Origin of the sequence: Thermodesulfomicrobium sp. WS, assembly GCF_027925145.1 — a bacterium.
GTDB lineage: Bacteria > Desulfobacterota > Desulfovibrionia > Desulfovibrionales > Desulfomicrobiaceae > Thermodesulfomicrobium.
The window spans coordinates 2,196,402-2,213,262 of record NZ_AP027130.1; the positions used below are offsets into that span (position 1 = coordinate 2,196,402).

Below are 16,861 nucleotides of genomic sequence, written 5' to 3' on the forward strand. Positions count from 1 at the left end.
GATGCGGCGAAGGACAAGGAATCCCTAACGAAGTAACAAAACAAAAGATGGGAAGGAGAATGAACAATGGGAATCTCGCTGGACAACCTGTATAGCAAGATGTCAACCTTTGTGGGGAATGCCGAGAGCAATCTCCAGACCCACATGGAGAACATGGACCCCAACAGCACCCAGGACCAGATGAAGCTCCAAATGCTCGTCCAAAAGTGGACCATGGCGACGAGTCTTTCGACCAATATGATGAACGTGTTGAAGGACGCGACAAAGGAAGTGATCCAGAACATACGCTAGGTTCCCCGAGAAAGGAGATGCCCTGATGAATGCGAAAGAAGAACTATTTCTGGATGTTGAAAAGAAACTCCTGGAGGATGACCACGGCGTGGCCAAAAAAGAACTGGAGATGTATCTCGAAGACTGGCGGGCACGAGTGAGGCGGCATATGGATGCAGGACTTCCTCCTGAGGAATTTTCCCGTTTTCAGCGTGCCGAGGAGGCCATGGACCGGGCCCGAGAGGTCATCGGCCGACTCTGGTCAATCCTCCACCCCTGAAACGAGGGCATACGACGACGGAGGGACTATGGAGTTCGAAAGTCGATTGGTAAAAGTGTTGATGGAGGCAGGAATTGCCGCTGGGGTGTATGGCTGGAAGGATGACGCAGAAAAAATCTTGCAGGGCCTTCTCAGTATGAGACCCAATGCCGAAGAACCGTACATCGGGCTTGCCCTGATACGGATCATGGCGGAGAGGCACGACGAGGCTGTACAGATGCTCCGCGATGAAGCGCTTCCGCTTCATCCGGAGAGTGATTTGCTCCGTGCCTTTCTGGCTCTTGCTTTGAAGCTTTCTGGGAAGAATCATGAAAGCGAACACATTGCAAAAAAGGTAACCGCAACGGAGAAAAACACAACCGCCGCACGTCTCGTCAGCACCATTCTCAGCGAGATGTAAATCAGGAGCGCGCCGCAGGGGAGGAAAAATGATTGAATCCCTCCAAACGAAACAGGTGATGGAACAGGGCATCCAAGAGGCAAGTACGTCTCAGATGGCGCCGGAGAAGACCCCAGACGAGCAGGACGTGCACCACTTCGAAGCCGCCCTTGCAGACCCCCCAACAGAGAATATCCCCTCTCCAACGCCTTCGTATTCCTCAGACCAAGTATCATCGCCAGGAGACCGGATACTGCAATCTCTCGACGCCCAGAGGGAGTCGTTCCACAGTCACCTCAGCAATATAGATGCTGCTTTGAGCGGGCCATTAGGAGGAAAGGAAGTCTCACCAGCGGAGCTCCTCGGACTTCAATGGAAGCTCCAGCAAGCGACCGTGGAGTTGGAGCTCTCCACAAAGGTGGTGGAAAAAGGCAATGAGGGGGTTTCCACTCTCCTCAAAAATCAGGGATAAATAATGGAACAGCCATATTCAAAACGCTGCCATCCTGCTTGGCGCTCGGTAATGCTCTTTTTTCTCTTGGCATTGTCGCTCCTTACAACCGGATGCAAGACACAGCTGTACAGTGGACTTGGAGAAGATGAAGTCAATGAAATGATGAGCCTCCTTCTCCAACAGGGCATTGCCTGCGAGAAGGCGCCTGGCCAGGAACAGACCTTCGCTCTCATGGTGGATGAGAAAATGGTTGCGTCTTCCCTTGCCCTCCTCCAAGACTACGGCTACCCGAGGCCCAAATTCAAAACCATGGGCGAGATCTTCAAACGGGAAGGCATGGTCTCCTCGCCCATGGAAGAACGGGTACGCTTCATCTACGCCCTCTCCCAGGAGATCGCCCAAACCATCACCCAGATTGACGGCGTGGTGGCAGCCCGCGTCCATATCGTCCTCCCGGAGAACAATCCGTTGAACGAAAAGACCCTTCCCTCCGCCGCCTCGATCTTCATCAAACATCGTCCCGATGCCGACCTCGCCTTGCTCACACCACGCATCAAGGCCCTCGTCGCTCACAGCATCGAGGGCCTTACCTATGATCGTGTGGCCGTGGTGCTCGTGGAGTCCCAAATGTTCGGATCCTCAACGAGAGAACGCCCCCTTTCCCCTCCATCCAGGATGCCGCCATGGCTTCCGGCGGCGACGGGAGGAGCGGCGCTCCTCATAGGCCTGGGCCTGGGAGGAGGGATCGCCTTCCTTGTACTAAAGAAGCGTCCTCCCCGCCACACTTCCGATGCCTCTCTTCCTTCACAGCTCTAGGATCCGATCATGAACGGTTCCGCTCTCGCCCAGATTCTCAAGCGTGACGCCCGGCTGTTCGGCCAAATCGTCACGTGGCACCTTTTTCCCTTACGGTCCGCTCATAAGGCAAAGCTGGAGGAACACTTCGGGGAGAGCCTTCCGCTGGTTCGTCGCCTGGGAGAGCGAAGCCGGCGCTACGAAAAGGCTTTTTGCCGCCTCGTTCTCCGCCGGGAGGGGCTGGAAGACGATCCCTTAGAGGATTTCAGGAGACCGGAGGCGCAGTTCCTCCTTCCGGATGGCGCTTTCCTGGAACGGCTTTTTTTCCTCGTCGGCCTCGCTACGTATGGGAAGGCAACGGCGCGGGAGATCCGAGGAGAGCGGGTGCGGAAGCTCCTCTCCACCCTCGGCCAGGCAAACTATCGCTTCGCCCTGAAAGAAGCATCGTTCTTCCCTCCCTGGGTGGCGCTGCACGACAAATTACCGGAGGAACTCGATGTGTTTCCTCAGAGGTGCATCGAAGAGGGGATGGCAATGTTTAAGAGCGCTCTGGGATCGGTGGAAAGGGGAAGCTCTCTTCGGCTTCGGCTGAAGCTCTCCCCATCGGTCGGTGCTCTCTGGGAAGGTGTCGAGCCGTCCGCTCTTAGGAAGGATCGGGCTTTCATCCTCGTACGACGGGTGATCAAACGGGAAGGAGGCGAACGATGAGGAGCGCGATCCTTATCAAAGGCGGCTCCATCGGCCTGGTGCCGGGGAAAAAGGTGATCAAGGCGGCGGAGTATGCGGAGATGACGGAGGCCTCGGCGCTCCTTGATGCGGCCGCACGAGAAGCGGAACGGATCCGGGCGGAGGCGCAGGAAGCCGCCAAGTCCATGCGCGAGAAAGGCTACCGGGACGGGCTTCGAGAGGGCAAACAGAAGATGGCGGAGAAGATGCTCGAGACCGTCCAGCGCACCGTGGACTATATGGCCTCTTCCGAGGAGATGCTCTGTGAACTCGTGGTGACGGCGGTTCGGCGGGTGATCGGCGAGCTTGGCGAGAGAGAGCGGATCGTCCGCATCGTCCGGAACGCTCTCGCCGTGGTGCGGAGCCAAAAACAGGTCGTGGTGAAGGTCGCTCCGCAGGATCTCGAAGCCGTACAGGCTGAGGTGGACGCCTTGCTCCGGCAGTTCCCAGGGATTGAGTTCATCGAGGTCGTCGCCGATGGGCGTCTCTCGCCGCAGAGCTGCATCCTCGAGAGCGGCATGGGCATTGTAGATGCGAGCGTTGAAGTCCAGCTTGCAGCCATCAGGAACGCTCTCATGAAGACCATCCGAAAGACAACGTAATGGCAATCCGAGCTTGCCTCAGAAGCACGGCGTGCCCGCATCAGACAAAGGTGAGAACGGCGGTAGCCGCAGACTTTTCCATGAGACATGGCGGGAGGGGGGGTCGCCTTCGGGATACGAAAACAGAGAGCTCGGGGAGAATAAAAATTGCGGCTCCCGCGGAAATACCCAACTGGCAGGTGCAGGCTCGATACGAAACAGGCAGTTGGCCTGCGCTCAGGCGGCCGTTCCGGGAATCTCTTCGGTTATGCTGAGAGTACGGCATGCCGTGCCCTGAGGGAGAAATCTTTTGGCTTTGCCTCGGGGGAACATGAGGAGAGAACATGCTCGATGTTTCAGGGCTTTTCCGGCAAGCACTCACCGAAACACAGATCATCGAAACCAAGGGGCGCGTCGTCGAGATCGTGGGAACCATCGTGAAGGCGCTGGTTCCTGAGGTGCACATCGGAGAGATCTGCCTCCTTCGGGACCCCGGCTCCGGCCACGGGGTGCAGGCGGAGGTGGTGGGCTTCTCGAAACAGATGGCGCTCCTCACGCCCCTTGGCGACATCTACGGCCTCTCACCCCACACGGAGGTGGTGGTGACGGGCAAATCCCTCATGGTGCCCGTAGGACCGTCGCTCCTCGGGAGGGTTCTCGATGGGAGCGGCCGCCCCCTCGATGAGGCGACGCGAGGCCCGCTCGTTCCTGAGGATTTCTACCCTGTGTACGCCGATCCCCCCAATCCTCTCACGCGGCAGATCATCAGCGAACCTCTCCCCCTCGGCATCCGCGCCCTCGACGGCCTCATCACCTGCGGCATCGGCCAGCGCATGGGCATCTTCGCCGCGGCGGGCGGCGGAAAGAGCACCCTCCTTGCCATGCTCGCCAAAGGTGCCGAGGTGGACGTAACGGTCTTGGCCCTCATCGGCGAGCGGGGCCGCGAGGTGCGGGAGTTCATGGAAAAGGACCTGGGAGAGGACGGTCTTGCCCGCTCGGTGGTGGTGGTCTCCACCTCGGACCGTCCTTCCATGGAGCGACTCAAGGCAGCGTACGTGGCAACGGCCATCGCCGAATACTTCCGCGATCAGGGAAAGCGCGTCCTCCTTCTCATGGATTCGGTGACGCGCTTTGCCCGAGCCCAGCGCGAGATCGGTCTTGCCGCCGGAGAGCCCCCCACGCGCCGGGGCTTTCCTCCCTCGGTCTTCGCTACCCTCCCAAAACTCATGGAGCGGGCGGGTTATTCCGACAAGGGCTCCATTACAGCCCTGTACACCGTGCTTGTGGAGGGCGACGACATGACGGAGCCCATAGCGGATGAGACGCGATCCATTCTGGACGGCCACATCATCCTGAGCCGGGCCCTTGCCGCAGCCAACCACTATCCCGCCATTGACGTCCTCGCCAGCACAAGCCGCGTCATGGGCGCCGTGGTCTCGAAGGAGCACAAGGCGGCGGCCTCCCGCCTCCGGGAACTCCTCGCCAAGTACCAGGAGGTAGAGCTTCTCGTCCGTATCGGTGAGTACCAAAAAGGCGCCGATCCCCTTGCCGACGAGGCCATTGCGAAGATCGAGGCCATACGTGGCTTCCTTAGGCAGGGCACCCACGAGCGGGCGCGCTTCGATGAAACCGTGAAGGCGCTCATGGATCTCACGCGGCGGAGCTGATGCGTTACCCCTTGGAGGACCTCTTCCGCATCCGGCGTGTGCGGGAGGAGCGGGCGGAACGGGAGGTGACGGCGCGGCGGGAGGAGATGGAGGCCGCCCGGCGGCACCTCGCCCGGTGCCGGGAGGATCTTCAAGAGTATCGGCGATGGCGCCCAGGAGAGGAAGATCGGCTCTTTATGGAGATCAAGGAACGGTTTGTGCATCTCGATGCGGTGGAAGAGCTTCGTCTCCGCATCTCGATGCTCCGGGCGGAAGAACTTTCGAAGGAGCGGGCGGTAGGGGAAGCTGAACAGAAGTTCGCCGAGGCCAGGCAAAGGTTCGAGGAGGCCAGGGCGGCTTACCGGAAGGCCGTGCAAGGCAGGCAGAAGATCGAAGAGCACCGGCGGCTTTGGACGGTGGAAGCAAGGAAGCTGGAGGAGGAGTCCGCAGACAAAGAACTGGAGGATTTCAGCTCCGGGCACCTCAGGGAGGGACAAGCAGAGGAGGCATAACGCATGAAGGTGATGCAGGACATCAAAAGTATGAAGCCGAAGGCGCCCGACGAAGCCTCCCCCTCTGCCGATGGCCGTCGTGATCCCAAGTTGGAGGAGCTGGCGGAGCGGTTTTCAGCTTCCCTTGGGGAGAAGGCGCCCAAGGAGGATGGGGAGCTCCCAGGGGATGCGCCAACGGAGGGACCGGAAGGCACGGAAAGCCTGCGGAAAGGAAATGCGCACGAGGCGGTGACATCGCCCTTCTTCCGGGGACCTCTCTCGCGGGAGGCACATGGAGCGGAAAGAAACGGAGAGCAAAAATTCCCTGAAGCCAGTGGAGAAACTCACGAGAACGCTCCTGCTCCGCTCCTCGGGAAGGAATCGAAAGGTGAGAGTGCTGGTGAAAGCGATGCCGTAGAGGCGGCGCTCTCCCAGATGGGGCGCTTTTCCCTCGCACTGGAGCCGTCCTCTTCGGCAGAGGGCATCCGGAGTCCTTCCTCTGTGGAGCCGCTTCCCGAGCCTGTTCGGAAGATGGTGGAGCGCATCCTCGTGGAAGTGCCAGGAACGTCGCACCGACAGGAGGTGCGCATCCGGCTCGGCGACGCCGTGCTGCCCGATACGGACATCCGTATCTTCCGGGACGGAGGAAGGCTGGAGGTGCAGTTCCTCACGGGCTCGCAGGAGACGAGGGATTTCCTCTCGCCCCACCTCTCGTCCCTGAAGGAGGCCCTCGAGAGCCGTCAAAGGGAACCGGTGCAGGTCTCCGTTGCCTACACCGGGGAGAGCGGCGGCGGACAGAACGAAGGGCGGTCGCGGGAGCGGCGTATGGTGTGGGAAGAATATGAGGCATAAGACGGTGCAGCGTACGCGATGAAACGGCTCAAACTGGAACCCCTCACTCCCCAAGAACTGGCATGGCACAACAGCATCTTCGCTGGAGACATCCTGGTCCGGTGGCTTGGCGAGCTCTTTCGGCTCCGCTTCCTTCCCAAGGGATGGGAGACAGACGATGAAGTGTCATGGCCGGTGGAGATAGGCGGTCACCTAGGACTCTGGAACTTCTGGATTGCTCCCCGCCTCCTTCATGCCCATCTTGAGGCGACGCTCGGCGAAGACAGGATAGGGGATCTGCTTTCGCTTCCCCATGAGATCCAGCACGCCATTTTAGAGGTGGTGGGGGAGGAGATCCTCGATCGAGCCGGTGCAGCGCTTGGCCTGGAGATCCGCCGGCGGGAGGATGCTGCCCCGAAGGAGCATCTCTCGTGTGGCTTGGGCATGGCGATGATCCATGAGGAGACGGGACGCCTGGAGGGGCGGGGAAGGTTGTGTATCGATCCTGGTGGCTACCAGGTGCTAGCTGATCGCCTGCGTGATCTCCCCCGGGAAAAAGGAAACCTTCCCCACGCCGTCCCAATCCCTGTGCGGATAATCATGGGGGCGACGACTCTCCCTTTAAGCGACTTCAAAAACCTTGAACGCGGCGACATTATCCTGGTGGAGCGCGCGGCAGCCGAAAATCGGGTCATGCTCTGGATCCCACCGTCTCAGGAAGTCCAGGCAGAATTGCGCGAAGGAACAATGATAGTCATTCAGGAAAGGAGGGATAGCGGTATGACAGACGAGGTGAGCGAACGTCAGGACGGTGAGGTGATGGTCTCCAAGGAAAAAGTGGAGGTCGAAATATACTTTGAGGTGGGACGCAAGATGGTGACCGTGGGAGAGCTGGAAAAAATAAGCGCCGGCTACGTCTTCCACTTGGAAAAGCCTACCGGGAACGCTGTCTCCCTGTATGCGAACCGCCAGCTGGTGGGACGCGGCGAGCTCGTGGAAATCGAGGGGCGCCTTGGCGTCCGAGTGGTGGAGTTGGGCGATGTTCTCTCAAGGTAGCATGCAAGACCCCTACTTTCTCATCATTCTCCTTACGGGGCTTTCCCTGGCACCCTTCATTGTGGTGATGACGACATCTTACGTGAAGCTCGTTGTCGTCTTCTCGCTCATCCGAAACGCTCTCGGCATCCAGCAAATCCCTCCCAACATGGTCATCAACGGCCTTGCGGTGATCCTGAGCATCTACATCATGGCGCCGGTGGGACATCAAATATACGGGGTCTTGCAGGAGAGTCCGATGGAAAAGACTGATATGGCAAGCCTCAAAGAGATCGTTCCCAAAACGGTGGAGCCGCTTCGCGCCTTTCTCACCAAGCACTCCACAGAGCGGGAGCGACAGTTCTTCCTGAAATCCGCTCGCAAAATGTGGCCGAAGGAGCGGGCCGAGGCTCTCGATGAGCATGACCTCCTTGTCCTCGTCCCTTCTTTTGCCGTGGGGGAGCTCACCTCGGCCTTCCAAATCGGCTTCCTCCTCTACCTTCCCTTCGTCGTCATTGATCTCGTTATCTCCAACATCCTCATGGCCATGGGGATGATGATGGTTTCCCCCATGACCATCTCGCTCCCCTTCAAGCTCCTCCTCTTTGTGCTCCTGGACGGCTGGACGAAGCTCACCCACGGACTCGTCCTCAGTTACGCATAGGAGAATGGTGATGGTTACACCTTCTATCATGGAGTTTACGAAAAACGCCCTCATCCTCGTCCTCCTCCTCTCGCTTCCCGCCATCATTGTGGCCTCCCTCGTCGGCCTCTTGGTCAGCCTCATCCAGGCCCTCACCCAGATCCAGGAACAAACCCTCTCCTTCGCCATCAAACTCATCGCCGTCATCGCTACAGTGCTCTTTACGGCCCGCTGGGTAGGCTCGGAGATGTTTACCTACGCTCTGCGTATCTTCGATCTCCTACCGGTGCTGGGACGATGACCGCCGCCTTCGACGAGCTCTCACGCCTCCTCATCGTGACGGCGCTTTCCACAGCCCGGATGTTTGCCTGCTTCACCGTCCTTCCATTCCTCGGCGGGAACATCCTCCCCCAGTACATCCGAAACGCCCTCATCTTCGCCCTTTTTGTAACGCTCTATCCCCTCGTCGCGCCCCTGGCGCCGGAGCATCTCCCGCTCCACCGGGGCGTTCTCCTTCTGGGGAAGGAAATCTTTGTGGGGCTCGTGATCGGCTTTGTGGTGAGTCTCCTCTTCTGGTCGGCGGAGATGACGGGGTTCCTGGTGGACAACCAGCGGGGAGCGAGCATGGCGAGCGCCATGGATCCCCTCTACGGCGAGAGCACCTCGCCAAGCGGTGTCCTGCTCCTCCAGCTCGTGACGGTGCTTTTCTTCTCTACCGGAGGCTTCCTCGTCTTTCTCAGCGGGGTGTTCGAGAGCTACCGACTCTGGCCGGTCTTTGAATTTTTCCCGCGCCTTCAGGGCAGCCTTCCCCTCTTCTTCCTCGGCAAGACCGATCAGCTCATGCGAACAGCGTTCCTCCTCTCGGCTCCCTTCCTCATCGCCATCTTCCTCGTGGATCTCTCCCTTGGGATGGTCAACCGCTTCGTGCCGCAACTGAACGTCTTCTTCCTCTCCATGCCCATAAAAAGCGGAGTGGCGAGCTTTCTCTTTGTCCTCTACCTAGCCGTTATAGTGACGTACTACCTCGAGGGCTGGGAGGACATGGAGCACCTCATCACAGCCATCAAGGAGTGGGCACAGTGAGCGGCGAGAAGACGGAACAACCAACCCCGAAGCGCCTCCGAGATGCCCGCAAGAAGGGCCAAGTGGCAAAAAGCAAGGAGGTCTCATCGGCGACGAACGTCATCGGGGTCTTCCTCTTCCTCTGGCTTTTCCGGGAACACTATCTCTCAGGCTTTCAGAACATGATCGCAACGGCGGGGGAGAGGGCCATGGAACCCTTCGACAAAGCCCTTTCCCTCCTCCTCCATGATCTTACGAGCATCTCCCTCAAGCTCCTCCTCCCGCTCTTTCTCGTGGTGATCGTGTGCGATGTGGCCTCGAACTTCTTCCAGATTGGCTTCCTCATGGCCTTCGAGAGCATCAAACCCGATCTCCAGAAGCTCAATCCCGCAAGCGCCCTCAAACGGATCTTCTCCAAGAAGAACCTCATGGAGTTCGTCAAATCCCTGGTGAAGGTGACCTGCCTTGCCGTGACGGTAACGCTCGTGCTCCGGATGGTGCTGCCCTCGCTGGTGAGCGCTCCCTACGGGGATCCGTCCTTCATCCTCGACATTCTCCGATCCGTTCTGAAGACCTTCATGACCTATATCTCGCTGGCCTTCGTGGTGCTCGCCGCCGCCGACTACTTTTTTCAGAAACGCCAGCACCTGAAAGAGCTTATGATGACGAAGGAAGAAGTGAAGCAGGAGTACAAGGAGATGGAAGGCGATCCGCATATCAAAAGCAAACGACGCCAGCTCCATCAGGAGCTCCTCACGAACACCATGCTCCAGAGCGTGAAGAAGGCGACGGTGGTGGTGACCAACCCCACCCACCGGGCGGTAGCCCTCTTCTACGAGAAGGATACGACGAAACTCCCCGTCATTGTCGCAAAAGGGGAAAACCTCCTGGCAAAGCGCATCTTAGAGATTGCCCGTGAGGAGGGCATCCCCATCATGACCGACGTTCCCCTCGCCCACGCCCTCTACGAAAAAGGGCAGCTCGACGACTACATCCCCTCGGATCTCATCGAGCCGGTGGCAGAGGTGTTGAAATGGGTGTATCAGCTCAAGGCCAGCGGCGCCTCATAATACCTTCTTCACCAGACCGTTCCCCAATGGTAGTCTTTGCGGGCGCGGTGCGGATTTTCCCAAACGAACACGCCCGGCCCATGCAGCAGTTGCGGAAGCGGCCCCGTTTTGGAAGAATCCACATTCGGGCAGAGGGCGAAGCCCCGTGGGAAGAAAACCGCAGGATCAAGACCCCTCCACGGTGCCCGGGGAAGCCGCCCCCTGCTTCCCTCAACGGCCGCCCACATCGTTCCCTGCTCGAAACGATACCACAGTACCACCGAGGTCCCCTGATGCTTCCTTTTTTCGCAGTCATCTGCGGCGCAGCGCTCCTCGTCTGGAGCGCGGACCGTTTTGTGACCGGAGCTGCGGCCATGGCCCATCATGGCGGTGTGCCACCGCTTCTCATCGGCATGGTGGTCGTCGGCTTTGGCACGTCCGCTCCCGAAATGCTGGTCTCGGCCATCTCGGCCTGGCAAGGGAATCCCGGTATCGCCCTGGGGAACGCCTACGGGTCCAACATCGCCAATATCGCCCTGATCCTGGGAGTGACCGCCGCTATCCGCCCCATCACCGTCCGTTCGCAGGTGCTGCGCACAGAGCTGCCCATCCTGACAGCAGTCACTGCCTTGGCGGCATGGCAACTCTGGGATGGCGAAGTCACCCGGGCGGAAGCCATGGTGCTGCTCATCACCTTCGCCGGACTCATGGCCTGGAGCGTCCGGCAAGGATTGACCCACGAAACAGACGCACTGGGGAGCGAAACAGCCCAGGAACTCGAGAGCCATCCCCTGCCCCTGCGCCGGGCGGTGCTCTGGCTGGTGGTGGGTCTGGCCCTCCTTCTCGCGAGCTCCCGCATGTTGGTGTGGGGCGCCGTTGAGATCGCCCGTGGGTTCGGCATCAGCGACCTCGTCATCGGCCTGACTCTCGTCGCGGTGGGCACCTCGCTGCCAGAGCTCGCCTCGTCCATCATCGCCGCCTGCAAGGGAGAACATGACATCGCCCTGGGTAATGTGCTTGGCTCCAATCTCTTCAATACGCTGGCAGTAGTCGGGATCGCAGCAACAATCCATCCCATGGCCGTAGGTCCGGAAGTATTGCGTCGAGATGTTGTGGTGATGGCTGCACTGACACTTGCACTCTTCATCATTGGATACAATTTTCGTGCTCCAGGACGCATTCACCGCATCGAAGGTGCGCTTTTGGTTGCCTGTTACGTGTTTTATACAGCCTTGCTGGCAAAAAGCATTGGAAACAACTGACGATGCCCAGCCACGGTACCCGGAACACAGCGTCGCTCTCCTGAAAAATTCATGAAACCAAGCAACATCACCAGATCAGGCAAGCATCGGCCCCCGCGGCTGGTGCTCCTGGGCCTGGACGGGGTCTCTGTGCGCCTGGTGGAACACCTCGCCGCGAACAGATGCTTCCCGGCCTTTGGCGAGCTGCGCCGCCACGCCCGCCCCATGGAGGCGCACCTGCCGGAGCTCTCCCCGGTCAATTGGACGTCTTTTTTCACCGCCGCCCCGCCTGGGGAACACGGCATCTACGGCTTTACCGACGTGGACCCGACCACAGGCACGCTCTTCTTTCCCGATGCCCGGCACGTACGCCTGCCCACTCTCTTTGCGCGCCTTGGCGAGGCCGGACTTTTTTCCAAGGCCCTCAACCTGCCTGCCCTCGCCCCAGTGGCGCCGTGCCGGGCGGTGCTCGTGGCCGGCTTTCCGGCCCAGGATCTCCACCAAGCCGTATGGCCCACTCCCCTGGGGAACATTCTCGCAGCGCACGGATACCGCATCGAGGCCGACACCGAGCGCGGGCTGGACGATCCCGGAGGACTTCTGGAAGATTTGCGTACTACCCTACGCAAACGCCGCGAGGCCCTCGCTCTCCTGTGGGACGACCTCTCTTGGGACCTCTTGGTGGTGGTCTTCACCCTGGTGGACCGCGTGGGGCACTTCCTCTATCCTGCCCTGGTGGAAGAAACGCACCCGTGGCGCGGCCCGTGTCTGGAACTCATCCAGGAACTCGACGAGAGCGTCGGCGAGGTCCTGACGCGCTTTGCCGATCTTCGCGGGCCCAAGCGTCTCGTCGCCATGGCGGACCACGGATTTACCTCTCTCGTATGCCAGTTCGACCTCAACGCCTGGCTTGCCCACCATGGTCTGCTCACCTACCTGCGCCCGCCAGCCGGCCCTTGGGACACCGCCGCGGCCCTTAGCCCTGCCACCGCCGCCTTTGCCCTGGACCCCGGCCGCATCTATCTGCATACTCGACGCCGCTTCGCCCACGGCAGGCTCTCCGACGCCGAGGCCTTCTCCCGAAAGCAGGAGATCGCCCAGGCCCTCCGCGGCCTCACCCACCGCGGCCGCCCGCTCATCCAGGAGGTGTTCTACGGCCAAGATCTCTATGGGGTGCAGGCTGTGGGGCTCGCGCCGGACCTCGTGGTCCTCGCCGCCCCTGGGGTGGAGCTTCAGGGCAAAATGGGCGGCACCCAGATCGTGGGACCGAGTCCCCGCCAGGGAGTGCACACCGCCCACGACGCCCTCTTTGCCGACACCTGGGGTGAAGAAGCCTGCTTCCCCAAAGATGTCGGGCAATTGGTCTTGCGGCACTTTGGTCTGGCCACGCCGCAGCTCTTGTATTGCTAACCCAAGCCCAAGCGCTATGCCCATCGACTACCACCACGACCTCAACCCTGCCCAATTCCAGGCAGCCACCACCCTGACTGGCCCGCTGCTCGTCATCGCCGGCGCGGGATCCGGCAAAACCCGTACCGTGGTCTACCGCCTGGCCCGGCTGGTGGAAAGCGGCGTGGAGCCGGGACGCATCGTGCTCCTCACCTTTACGCGCAAGGCCGCGGCCAACATGCTCCACCGGGCGGCCGACCTCGTGGGCCACGGACTTGCCGCAGTGCGCGGCGGGACATTCCATGCCTTTGCCTACGGCATCCTGCGCCGCCACGCCGAACGCCTGGGGTATGGACAGGGGATCACCATCCTCGACCACGCCGACATGGAAAGCCTCTTGGCCGAGGCCAAAGAGCGCGCCAATGTCGCCAGCAAAGACAAGCGCTTTCCCAAGCGCGCAACCATAGCCGCCCTCATCTCCCGCTGCCGCAACAAGGAGATCGCTCTGGAAGAAGCCCTGGCCCAGGACTATCACCTGCAGCAATTCCAGGACGACCTCGAGCGCATCTTCGCGGCCTACAGTCAGCTCAAGCGTCACTACGGGGTGATGGACTACGATGACCTGCTCTTCGAGCTCGAGCGCCTGCTCACCGAGCACGCCGACATCCGCAGCCATCTGGCGCAATCCATCTCGCACGTGATGGTGGACGAGTATCAGGACACCAACCGCGTCCAGGCGCGGCTCATCCGCCTCCTCTTCGCGCCCGAAGACCCGGCGCCCAACATCATGGCCGTGGGCGACGACGCCCAGTCCATCTACGCCTTCCGCGGGGCGGACGTGCGCAACATCCTCGAGTTTCCGCGCAGCTATCCCGGGGCCACCGTGATCAAGCTGGAGCAGAACTACCGCTCCACCCAGCCCATCCTGGGGCTCGCCAACCACCTGCTCACCGGGTTCCGCAACGCCTACGCCAAGAACCTCTTTTCCCTGCTGGAGGATTCGCGACCGCCGCTATGGGTGCGCACCCTCACCGACCGCACCCAGGCGGCCCTGGTGCGGGCCTGCATCCAGGAATGGGCAGGAGAAATTCCCCTGACGGAGATCGCGGTGCTCTTCCGGGCCGGCTACCAGTCCTACCATGTGGAACTGGAGCTCTCCAAGGCCGGGATCCCCTTTCGCAAGTATGGCGGCATGCGCTTTGCCGAGGCCGCCCACATCAAGGATGTGCTCGCCTTTTTGCGTGTGGCCGACAACCCTGCCGACGCCCCGGCCTGGCAGCGCCTGCTGGCATTGATCCCCGGCATCGGCCCCAAGAGCGCCGCGCGCATCACCAACGCCATTCTCACCGCAGACAGCGCCGCCCTGCACAAAATGACCGCCACCCGCCCCATGCTGGCGGAAGTGCTCGCCCTCACCGACGCCCTGCGGGACATGGACGCCCCCGCGCCCGCCCTGGAGCGCATCCTCGCCTTCTACCAGCCCGTGCTGCGCGAAACCTATCCCGACGACTACCCCCGCCGCGAGGCTGGCCTCGAAGAGCTGCTCCACATCGCCCAAGGCTACACCTCCCGGACCGATTTTTTGAGCGATGTCACCCTGGAGACCCCGGAACCTCAAGAGGCCGGCGACGCGGCCGTGATCCTCTCCACCGTGCATTCCGCCAAGGGCCTCGAGTGGGACGCGGTCATCATCATCGACCTGGTGGAAGACCGCTTCCCCTCGCGCCACGCCCTGCTGGACGCCGACGCCCTGGAAGAGGAACGCCGCCTGCTCTACGTAGCCTGTACCCGGGCGCGGCGCCGACTTGCGCTCTTTTCGCCGGAGGCCGTCACCACCCAGGCAGGCACCATGCCCGCCCGGCCCTGCGCCTTCCTCGAAGACGCCCCGGAAGCCATCCTGGCCCGCACCCGCGAGCGCCTCGCCCCTGCGCCCACAGCGCCTGAGGCGCCTTCGCTATCCGCCTCGCCTGCAGGCGCCATCCCCAAGGACGGCGGTTTTTGCCGACACAAAATCTTTGGCCGCGGCAAGATCGTGGCCGTGGTGCCGCCGGACAAGTACCGCATCCTCTTTCCTGGATTCGGCCTCAAACTCATCCTGCAAAACTACGTGGAGATGGAAGCATGATCGCGTGCCACCCTGTCGCCACCGTGCGCTCGCCCTACACCAGCCGCGAGCACACCCCACGCGCCGCCGGCCCGGATACCGCTGCGGCCTGGATCGAGCTCTCCCCCGAAGTGGCCCCCGCCGCCCAGGAGATCACCCCCGGAGACCGGCTCATCCTCCTCACCTGGCTCCACCAGGCAGACCGTACCGTGCTTCGCTGCCACCCCATGGCCGATCCGAACATCCCGGAGCGCGGCGTCTTTCTCACCCGCTCTCCAGACCGGCCCAACCCCATCGGCATCCACCCGGTGACCGTGCTCCAGCGCCACGGGCTGCACATCCTCGTGCATCCCTTGGAAGCCCTGGATGGCACCCCGATCCTGGATATCAAAAACGCCGACCGCCCCGGCCGCCGCGCCTTCGACCCTGTCCAGGCCGTCATCGATGTCGGCCGCCGTGGCTGGCAGAGGGGACTTTTTCCCGGAGCCAGCGGCAATATCTCGCTGCGCCTGGACCCCTCCACAGTGATGGTGACCGCCAGCGGCCGCGCCAAGGGCTTTCTCGCGCCCGAAGACCTCGCTGTGGTGGACCTTGCCACAGGAACGCCCCGAAGCGGCACTCCGTCCTCGGAGACCCCGGCCCACCTGGCCGTGTACCAGCAGGTGCCCAAGGCCCGGGCCATCGTCCACACCCACCCGCCACGGCTCACGGCCCTGATGCTCCAGGGCGGTTCCCCCACGGACCTTCCCCTCTTCGAGACCGAGCGCATCCGCCTGGAAACCGTGCCCGCCCTGCCTCCGGGAAGTCCCCAGCTCGCCACGGCCGTGGCGCAAGCCGCCCAAGCTGCTGCCGCCGTATTCCTCCAGCAGCACGGGCTGCTGTGCTGGGGGGAGAGCCTCGAGGCGGCCATGGCGCTGACGGAAGAGCTCGAACACCTGGCGCAGGTGGCCTTGGACGTGCGGCGCGTGCATCCAGCTTTTCCGACAGCACCATGACGAACGAACCTTCTACTCTCCTGCGCTGCCTGGTGGCTGACGACGAACCCCCCGCCCGGGACGAACTGGTCTGGGTACTTTCGCGCATCCCCGGCGTGGAGGTGGTCGGCGCCGCGGCCTCGGCCGCCGAGACCGTGCATCTGGTCCAGTCCACGGCGCCAGACGCCATCTTTCTCGACATCCACATGCCCGGGGCCCATGGTCTGGACCTCTGCCAGACGCTGCGCCAGCTCCCCCACGCTCCGGCGGTGGTGCTGGTCACGGCCTACAGCCAATTCGCGGTAGCGGCATTTGCAACAGAAGCCGTGGACTACGTGCTCAAACCCTTTGCCGAAGAGCGCATCGCCCAGGCAGTGGCCCGCATCCGCGCCCGGCGCGGCACTCCGACCTCCACGCCCGACGCCCTGGGGCGCATCCTAGCCGCCTTGGAGGCCACCCGCCAGGAGATCTGCCGCAGCGGCGCGCGCGTCCCGGTGGAAAGCGGGGGGCGCATCCTGCTGCTTGCCCCGCAGGAGATCCTTTTTTGCCGCTGCGCGGACAAACGCATCATCATCCACGACCGCGACGGCGCCTACCCGGCCTATGGAGCCGTCTCCCTGGACCGGCTGGAAACCCAGCTTACGCCCTACGGATTCTTCCGCGCCCACCGCACCTTTCTCGTCAACCTCCAGCATGTGCGCGCCTACTCCCCGTGGGAGGGCGGCCGCTACGTGCTCGTCATGGACGACGAAGCCAAGACCGAAATCACCGTGAGCCGCCTCCAGGCCCAAGAATTCAAACGCCGTCTCCAGGTGCTCACCTAAAGGAGGCGCCGTTCAGCGACGGTCGTCCATCCCTGAAGAACGACAGCTCAACCCGCAAAAGCGCCCTTTCGTCCACGCCCCCTTGTT

Annotated in this window: 20 protein-coding genes; all 20 read left to right on the forward strand. The window is 61.8% G+C overall.

What is annotated here, in order from left to right; genetic code table 11:
- Window positions 1–66 precede the first annotated feature (66 nt).
- The 20 genes from QMF81_RS10540 to QMF81_RS10635 all read left to right on the forward strand — a co-directional run bounded on the left by QMF81_RS10540 (window position 67) and on the right by QMF81_RS10635 (window position 16,774).
- Complete coding sequence (locus QMF81_RS10540; RefSeq protein ID WP_281750761.1) at window positions 67–291, forward strand: EscF/YscF/HrpA family type III secretion system needle major subunit; 225 nt, start codon at window positions 67–69, stop codon at window positions 289–291.
- 25 nt (window positions 292–316) lie between these two features.
- Window positions 317–550 carry an EscE/YscE/SsaE family type III secretion system needle protein co-chaperone gene (locus tag QMF81_RS10545; protein WP_281750762.1) on the forward strand — a complete coding sequence of 78 codons (234 nt, stop codon included), beginning with the start codon at window positions 317–319 and terminating at the stop codon, window positions 548–550.
- A gap of 28 nt (window positions 551–578) precedes the next feature.
- Complete coding sequence (locus QMF81_RS10550; protein ID WP_281750763.1) at window positions 579–950, forward strand: HrpB1 family type III secretion system apparatus protein; 372 nt, start codon at window positions 579–581, stop codon at window positions 948–950.
- A gap of 28 nt (window positions 951–978) precedes the next feature.
- Window positions 979–1,401, forward strand: a complete 423-nt coding sequence (locus QMF81_RS10555; RefSeq protein ID WP_281750764.1) for an EscI/YscI/HrpB family type III secretion system inner rod protein — start codon at window positions 979–981, stop codon at window positions 1,399–1,401.
- Between the two features lie 51 nt (window positions 1,402–1,452).
- A complete protein-coding gene (sctJ, locus tag QMF81_RS10560) occupies window positions 1,453–2,199 on the forward strand; it encodes a type III secretion inner membrane ring lipoprotein SctJ (protein WP_281750765.1) in 747 nt (248 codons plus the stop codon).
- A gap of 9 nt (window positions 2,200–2,208) precedes the next feature.
- Window positions 2,209–2,886 carry a SctK family type III secretion system sorting platform protein gene (locus tag QMF81_RS10565; RefSeq protein WP_281750766.1) on the forward strand — a complete coding sequence of 226 codons (678 nt, stop codon included), beginning with the start codon at window positions 2,209–2,211 and terminating at the stop codon, window positions 2,884–2,886.
- The gene (locus tag QMF81_RS10570) at window positions 2,883–3,506 is read left to right on the forward strand and encodes an HrpE/YscL family type III secretion apparatus protein (protein WP_281750767.1); all 624 of its coding nucleotides are present in this window, start codon (window positions 2,883–2,885) and stop codon (window positions 3,504–3,506) included. Before QMF81_RS10565 ends, QMF81_RS10570 begins: the two co-directional genes overlap by 4 nt.
- 323 nt (window positions 3,507–3,829) lie before the next feature.
- Window positions 3,830–5,152 (forward strand): type III secretion system ATPase SctN, encoded by a 1,323-nt coding sequence (sctN, locus tag QMF81_RS10575; protein WP_281750768.1) that lies wholly within the window; start codon window positions 3,830–3,832, stop codon window positions 5,150–5,152.
- Window positions 5,153–5,163: 11 nt separating this feature from the next.
- Complete coding sequence (locus QMF81_RS10580) at window positions 5,164–5,643, forward strand: YscO family type III secretion system apparatus protein (protein WP_281750769.1); 480 nt, start codon at window positions 5,164–5,166, stop codon at window positions 5,641–5,643.
- A gap of 3 nt (window positions 5,644–5,646) precedes the next feature.
- Window positions 5,647–6,474 (forward strand): type III secretion HpaP family protein, encoded by an 828-nt coding sequence (locus QMF81_RS10585; RefSeq protein ID WP_281750770.1) that lies wholly within the window; start codon window positions 5,647–5,649, stop codon window positions 6,472–6,474.
- Window positions 6,475–6,492: 18 nt separating this feature from the next.
- Complete coding sequence (gene sctQ / locus QMF81_RS10590) at window positions 6,493–7,509, forward strand: type III secretion system cytoplasmic ring protein SctQ (RefSeq protein ID WP_281750771.1); 1,017 nt, start codon at window positions 6,493–6,495, stop codon at window positions 7,507–7,509.
- Window positions 7,493–8,152, forward strand: a complete 660-nt coding sequence (gene sctR / locus QMF81_RS10595; RefSeq protein WP_281750772.1) for a type III secretion system export apparatus subunit SctR — start codon at window positions 7,493–7,495, stop codon at window positions 8,150–8,152. The genes sctQ and sctR overlap by 17 nt, the downstream gene beginning before the upstream one ends.
- A 10-nt stretch (window positions 8,153–8,162) precedes the next feature.
- Window positions 8,163–8,432: a type III secretion system export apparatus subunit SctS gene (sctS, locus tag QMF81_RS10600; RefSeq protein WP_281750773.1), complete on the forward strand. Its 270-nt coding sequence runs from the start codon at window positions 8,163–8,165 to the stop codon at window positions 8,430–8,432.
- Window positions 8,429–9,214: a type III secretion system export apparatus subunit SctT gene (gene sctT, locus QMF81_RS10605; RefSeq protein WP_281750774.1), complete on the forward strand. Its 786-nt coding sequence runs from the start codon at window positions 8,429–8,431 to the stop codon at window positions 9,212–9,214. The genes sctS and sctT overlap by 4 nt, the downstream gene beginning before the upstream one ends.
- Window positions 9,211–10,263: a type III secretion system export apparatus subunit SctU gene (sctU, locus tag QMF81_RS10610; protein ID WP_281750775.1), complete on the forward strand. Its 1,053-nt coding sequence runs from the start codon at window positions 9,211–9,213 to the stop codon at window positions 10,261–10,263. The genes sctT and sctU overlap by 4 nt, the downstream gene beginning before the upstream one ends.
- A gap of 272 nt (window positions 10,264–10,535) precedes the next feature.
- On the forward strand, window positions 10,536–11,504 hold the full coding sequence (locus QMF81_RS10615; protein WP_348772175.1) for a calcium/sodium antiporter: 969 nt from the start codon (window positions 10,536–10,538) through the stop codon (window positions 11,502–11,504).
- Window positions 11,505–11,555: 51 nt separating this feature from the next.
- Entirely contained in the window at window positions 11,556–12,893 is a 1,338-nt protein-coding gene (locus QMF81_RS10620; protein ID WP_281750776.1) for an alkaline phosphatase family protein, read from the forward strand.
- A 16-nt stretch (window positions 12,894–12,909) separates the two neighbouring features.
- Window positions 12,910–14,997 (forward strand): ATP-dependent helicase, encoded by a 2,088-nt coding sequence (locus QMF81_RS10625; RefSeq protein ID WP_281750777.1) that lies wholly within the window; start codon window positions 12,910–12,912, stop codon window positions 14,995–14,997.
- Window positions 14,994–15,971 carry a tRNA (N6-threonylcarbamoyladenosine(37)-N6)-methyltransferase TrmO gene (gene tsaA / locus QMF81_RS10630; protein WP_281750778.1) on the forward strand — a complete coding sequence of 326 codons (978 nt, stop codon included), beginning with the start codon at window positions 14,994–14,996 and terminating at the stop codon, window positions 15,969–15,971. The genes QMF81_RS10625 and tsaA overlap by 4 nt, the downstream gene beginning before the upstream one ends.
- Window positions 15,968–16,774 (forward strand): LytTR family DNA-binding domain-containing protein, encoded by an 807-nt coding sequence (locus QMF81_RS10635; RefSeq protein ID WP_281750779.1) that lies wholly within the window; start codon window positions 15,968–15,970, stop codon window positions 16,772–16,774. Before tsaA ends, QMF81_RS10635 begins: the two co-directional genes overlap by 4 nt.
- The last annotated feature ends 87 nt before the right edge of the window (window positions 16,775–16,861 follow it).

Bases quoted from the DNA above. Each gene is read 5' to 3' on its own strand.
- QMF81_RS10635 (WP_281750779.1), top strand. From the start codon at position 15,968: ATGACGAACGAACCTTCTACTCTCCTGCGCTGCCTGGTGGCTGACGAC.
- QMF81_RS10625 (WP_281750777.1), top strand. From the start codon at position 12,910: ATGCCCATCGACTACCACCACGACCTCAACCCTGCCCAATTCCAGGCA.
- sctS (WP_281750773.1), top strand. From the start codon at position 8,163: ATGGTTACACCTTCTATCATGGAGTTTACGAAAAACGCCCTCATCCTC.
- QMF81_RS10620 (WP_281750776.1), top strand. From the start codon at position 11,556: ATGAAACCAAGCAACATCACCAGATCAGGCAAGCATCGGCCCCCGCGG.
- QMF81_RS10540 (WP_281750761.1), top strand. From the start codon at position 67: ATGGGAATCTCGCTGGACAACCTGTATAGCAAGATGTCAACCTTTGTG.
- tsaA (WP_281750778.1), top strand. From the start codon at position 14,994: ATGATCGCGTGCCACCCTGTCGCCACCGTGCGCTCGCCCTACACCAGC.
- QMF81_RS10550 (WP_281750763.1), top strand. From the start codon at position 579: ATGGAGTTCGAAAGTCGATTGGTAAAAGTGTTGATGGAGGCAGGAATT.
- QMF81_RS10545 (WP_281750762.1), top strand. From the start codon at position 317: ATGAATGCGAAAGAAGAACTATTTCTGGATGTTGAAAAGAAACTCCTG.
- sctR (WP_281750772.1), top strand. From the start codon at position 7,493: ATGTTCTCTCAAGGTAGCATGCAAGACCCCTACTTTCTCATCATTCTC.
- sctQ (WP_281750771.1), top strand. From the start codon at position 6,493: ATGAAACGGCTCAAACTGGAACCCCTCACTCCCCAAGAACTGGCATGG.
- sctN (WP_281750768.1), top strand. From the start codon at position 3,830: ATGCTCGATGTTTCAGGGCTTTTCCGGCAAGCACTCACCGAAACACAG.
- QMF81_RS10570 (WP_281750767.1), top strand. From the start codon at position 2,883: ATGAGGAGCGCGATCCTTATCAAAGGCGGCTCCATCGGCCTGGTGCCG.
- sctJ (WP_281750765.1), top strand. From the start codon at position 1,453: ATGCTCTTTTTTCTCTTGGCATTGTCGCTCCTTACAACCGGATGCAAG.
- QMF81_RS10585 (WP_281750770.1), top strand. From the start codon at position 5,647: ATGAAGGTGATGCAGGACATCAAAAGTATGAAGCCGAAGGCGCCCGAC.
- QMF81_RS10555 (WP_281750764.1), top strand. From the start codon at position 979: ATGATTGAATCCCTCCAAACGAAACAGGTGATGGAACAGGGCATCCAA.
- QMF81_RS10565 (WP_281750766.1), top strand. From the start codon at position 2,209: ATGAACGGTTCCGCTCTCGCCCAGATTCTCAAGCGTGACGCCCGGCTG.
- QMF81_RS10615 (WP_348772175.1), top strand. From the start codon at position 10,536: ATGCTTCCTTTTTTCGCAGTCATCTGCGGCGCAGCGCTCCTCGTCTGG.
- sctT (WP_281750774.1), top strand. From the start codon at position 8,429: ATGACCGCCGCCTTCGACGAGCTCTCACGCCTCCTCATCGTGACGGCG.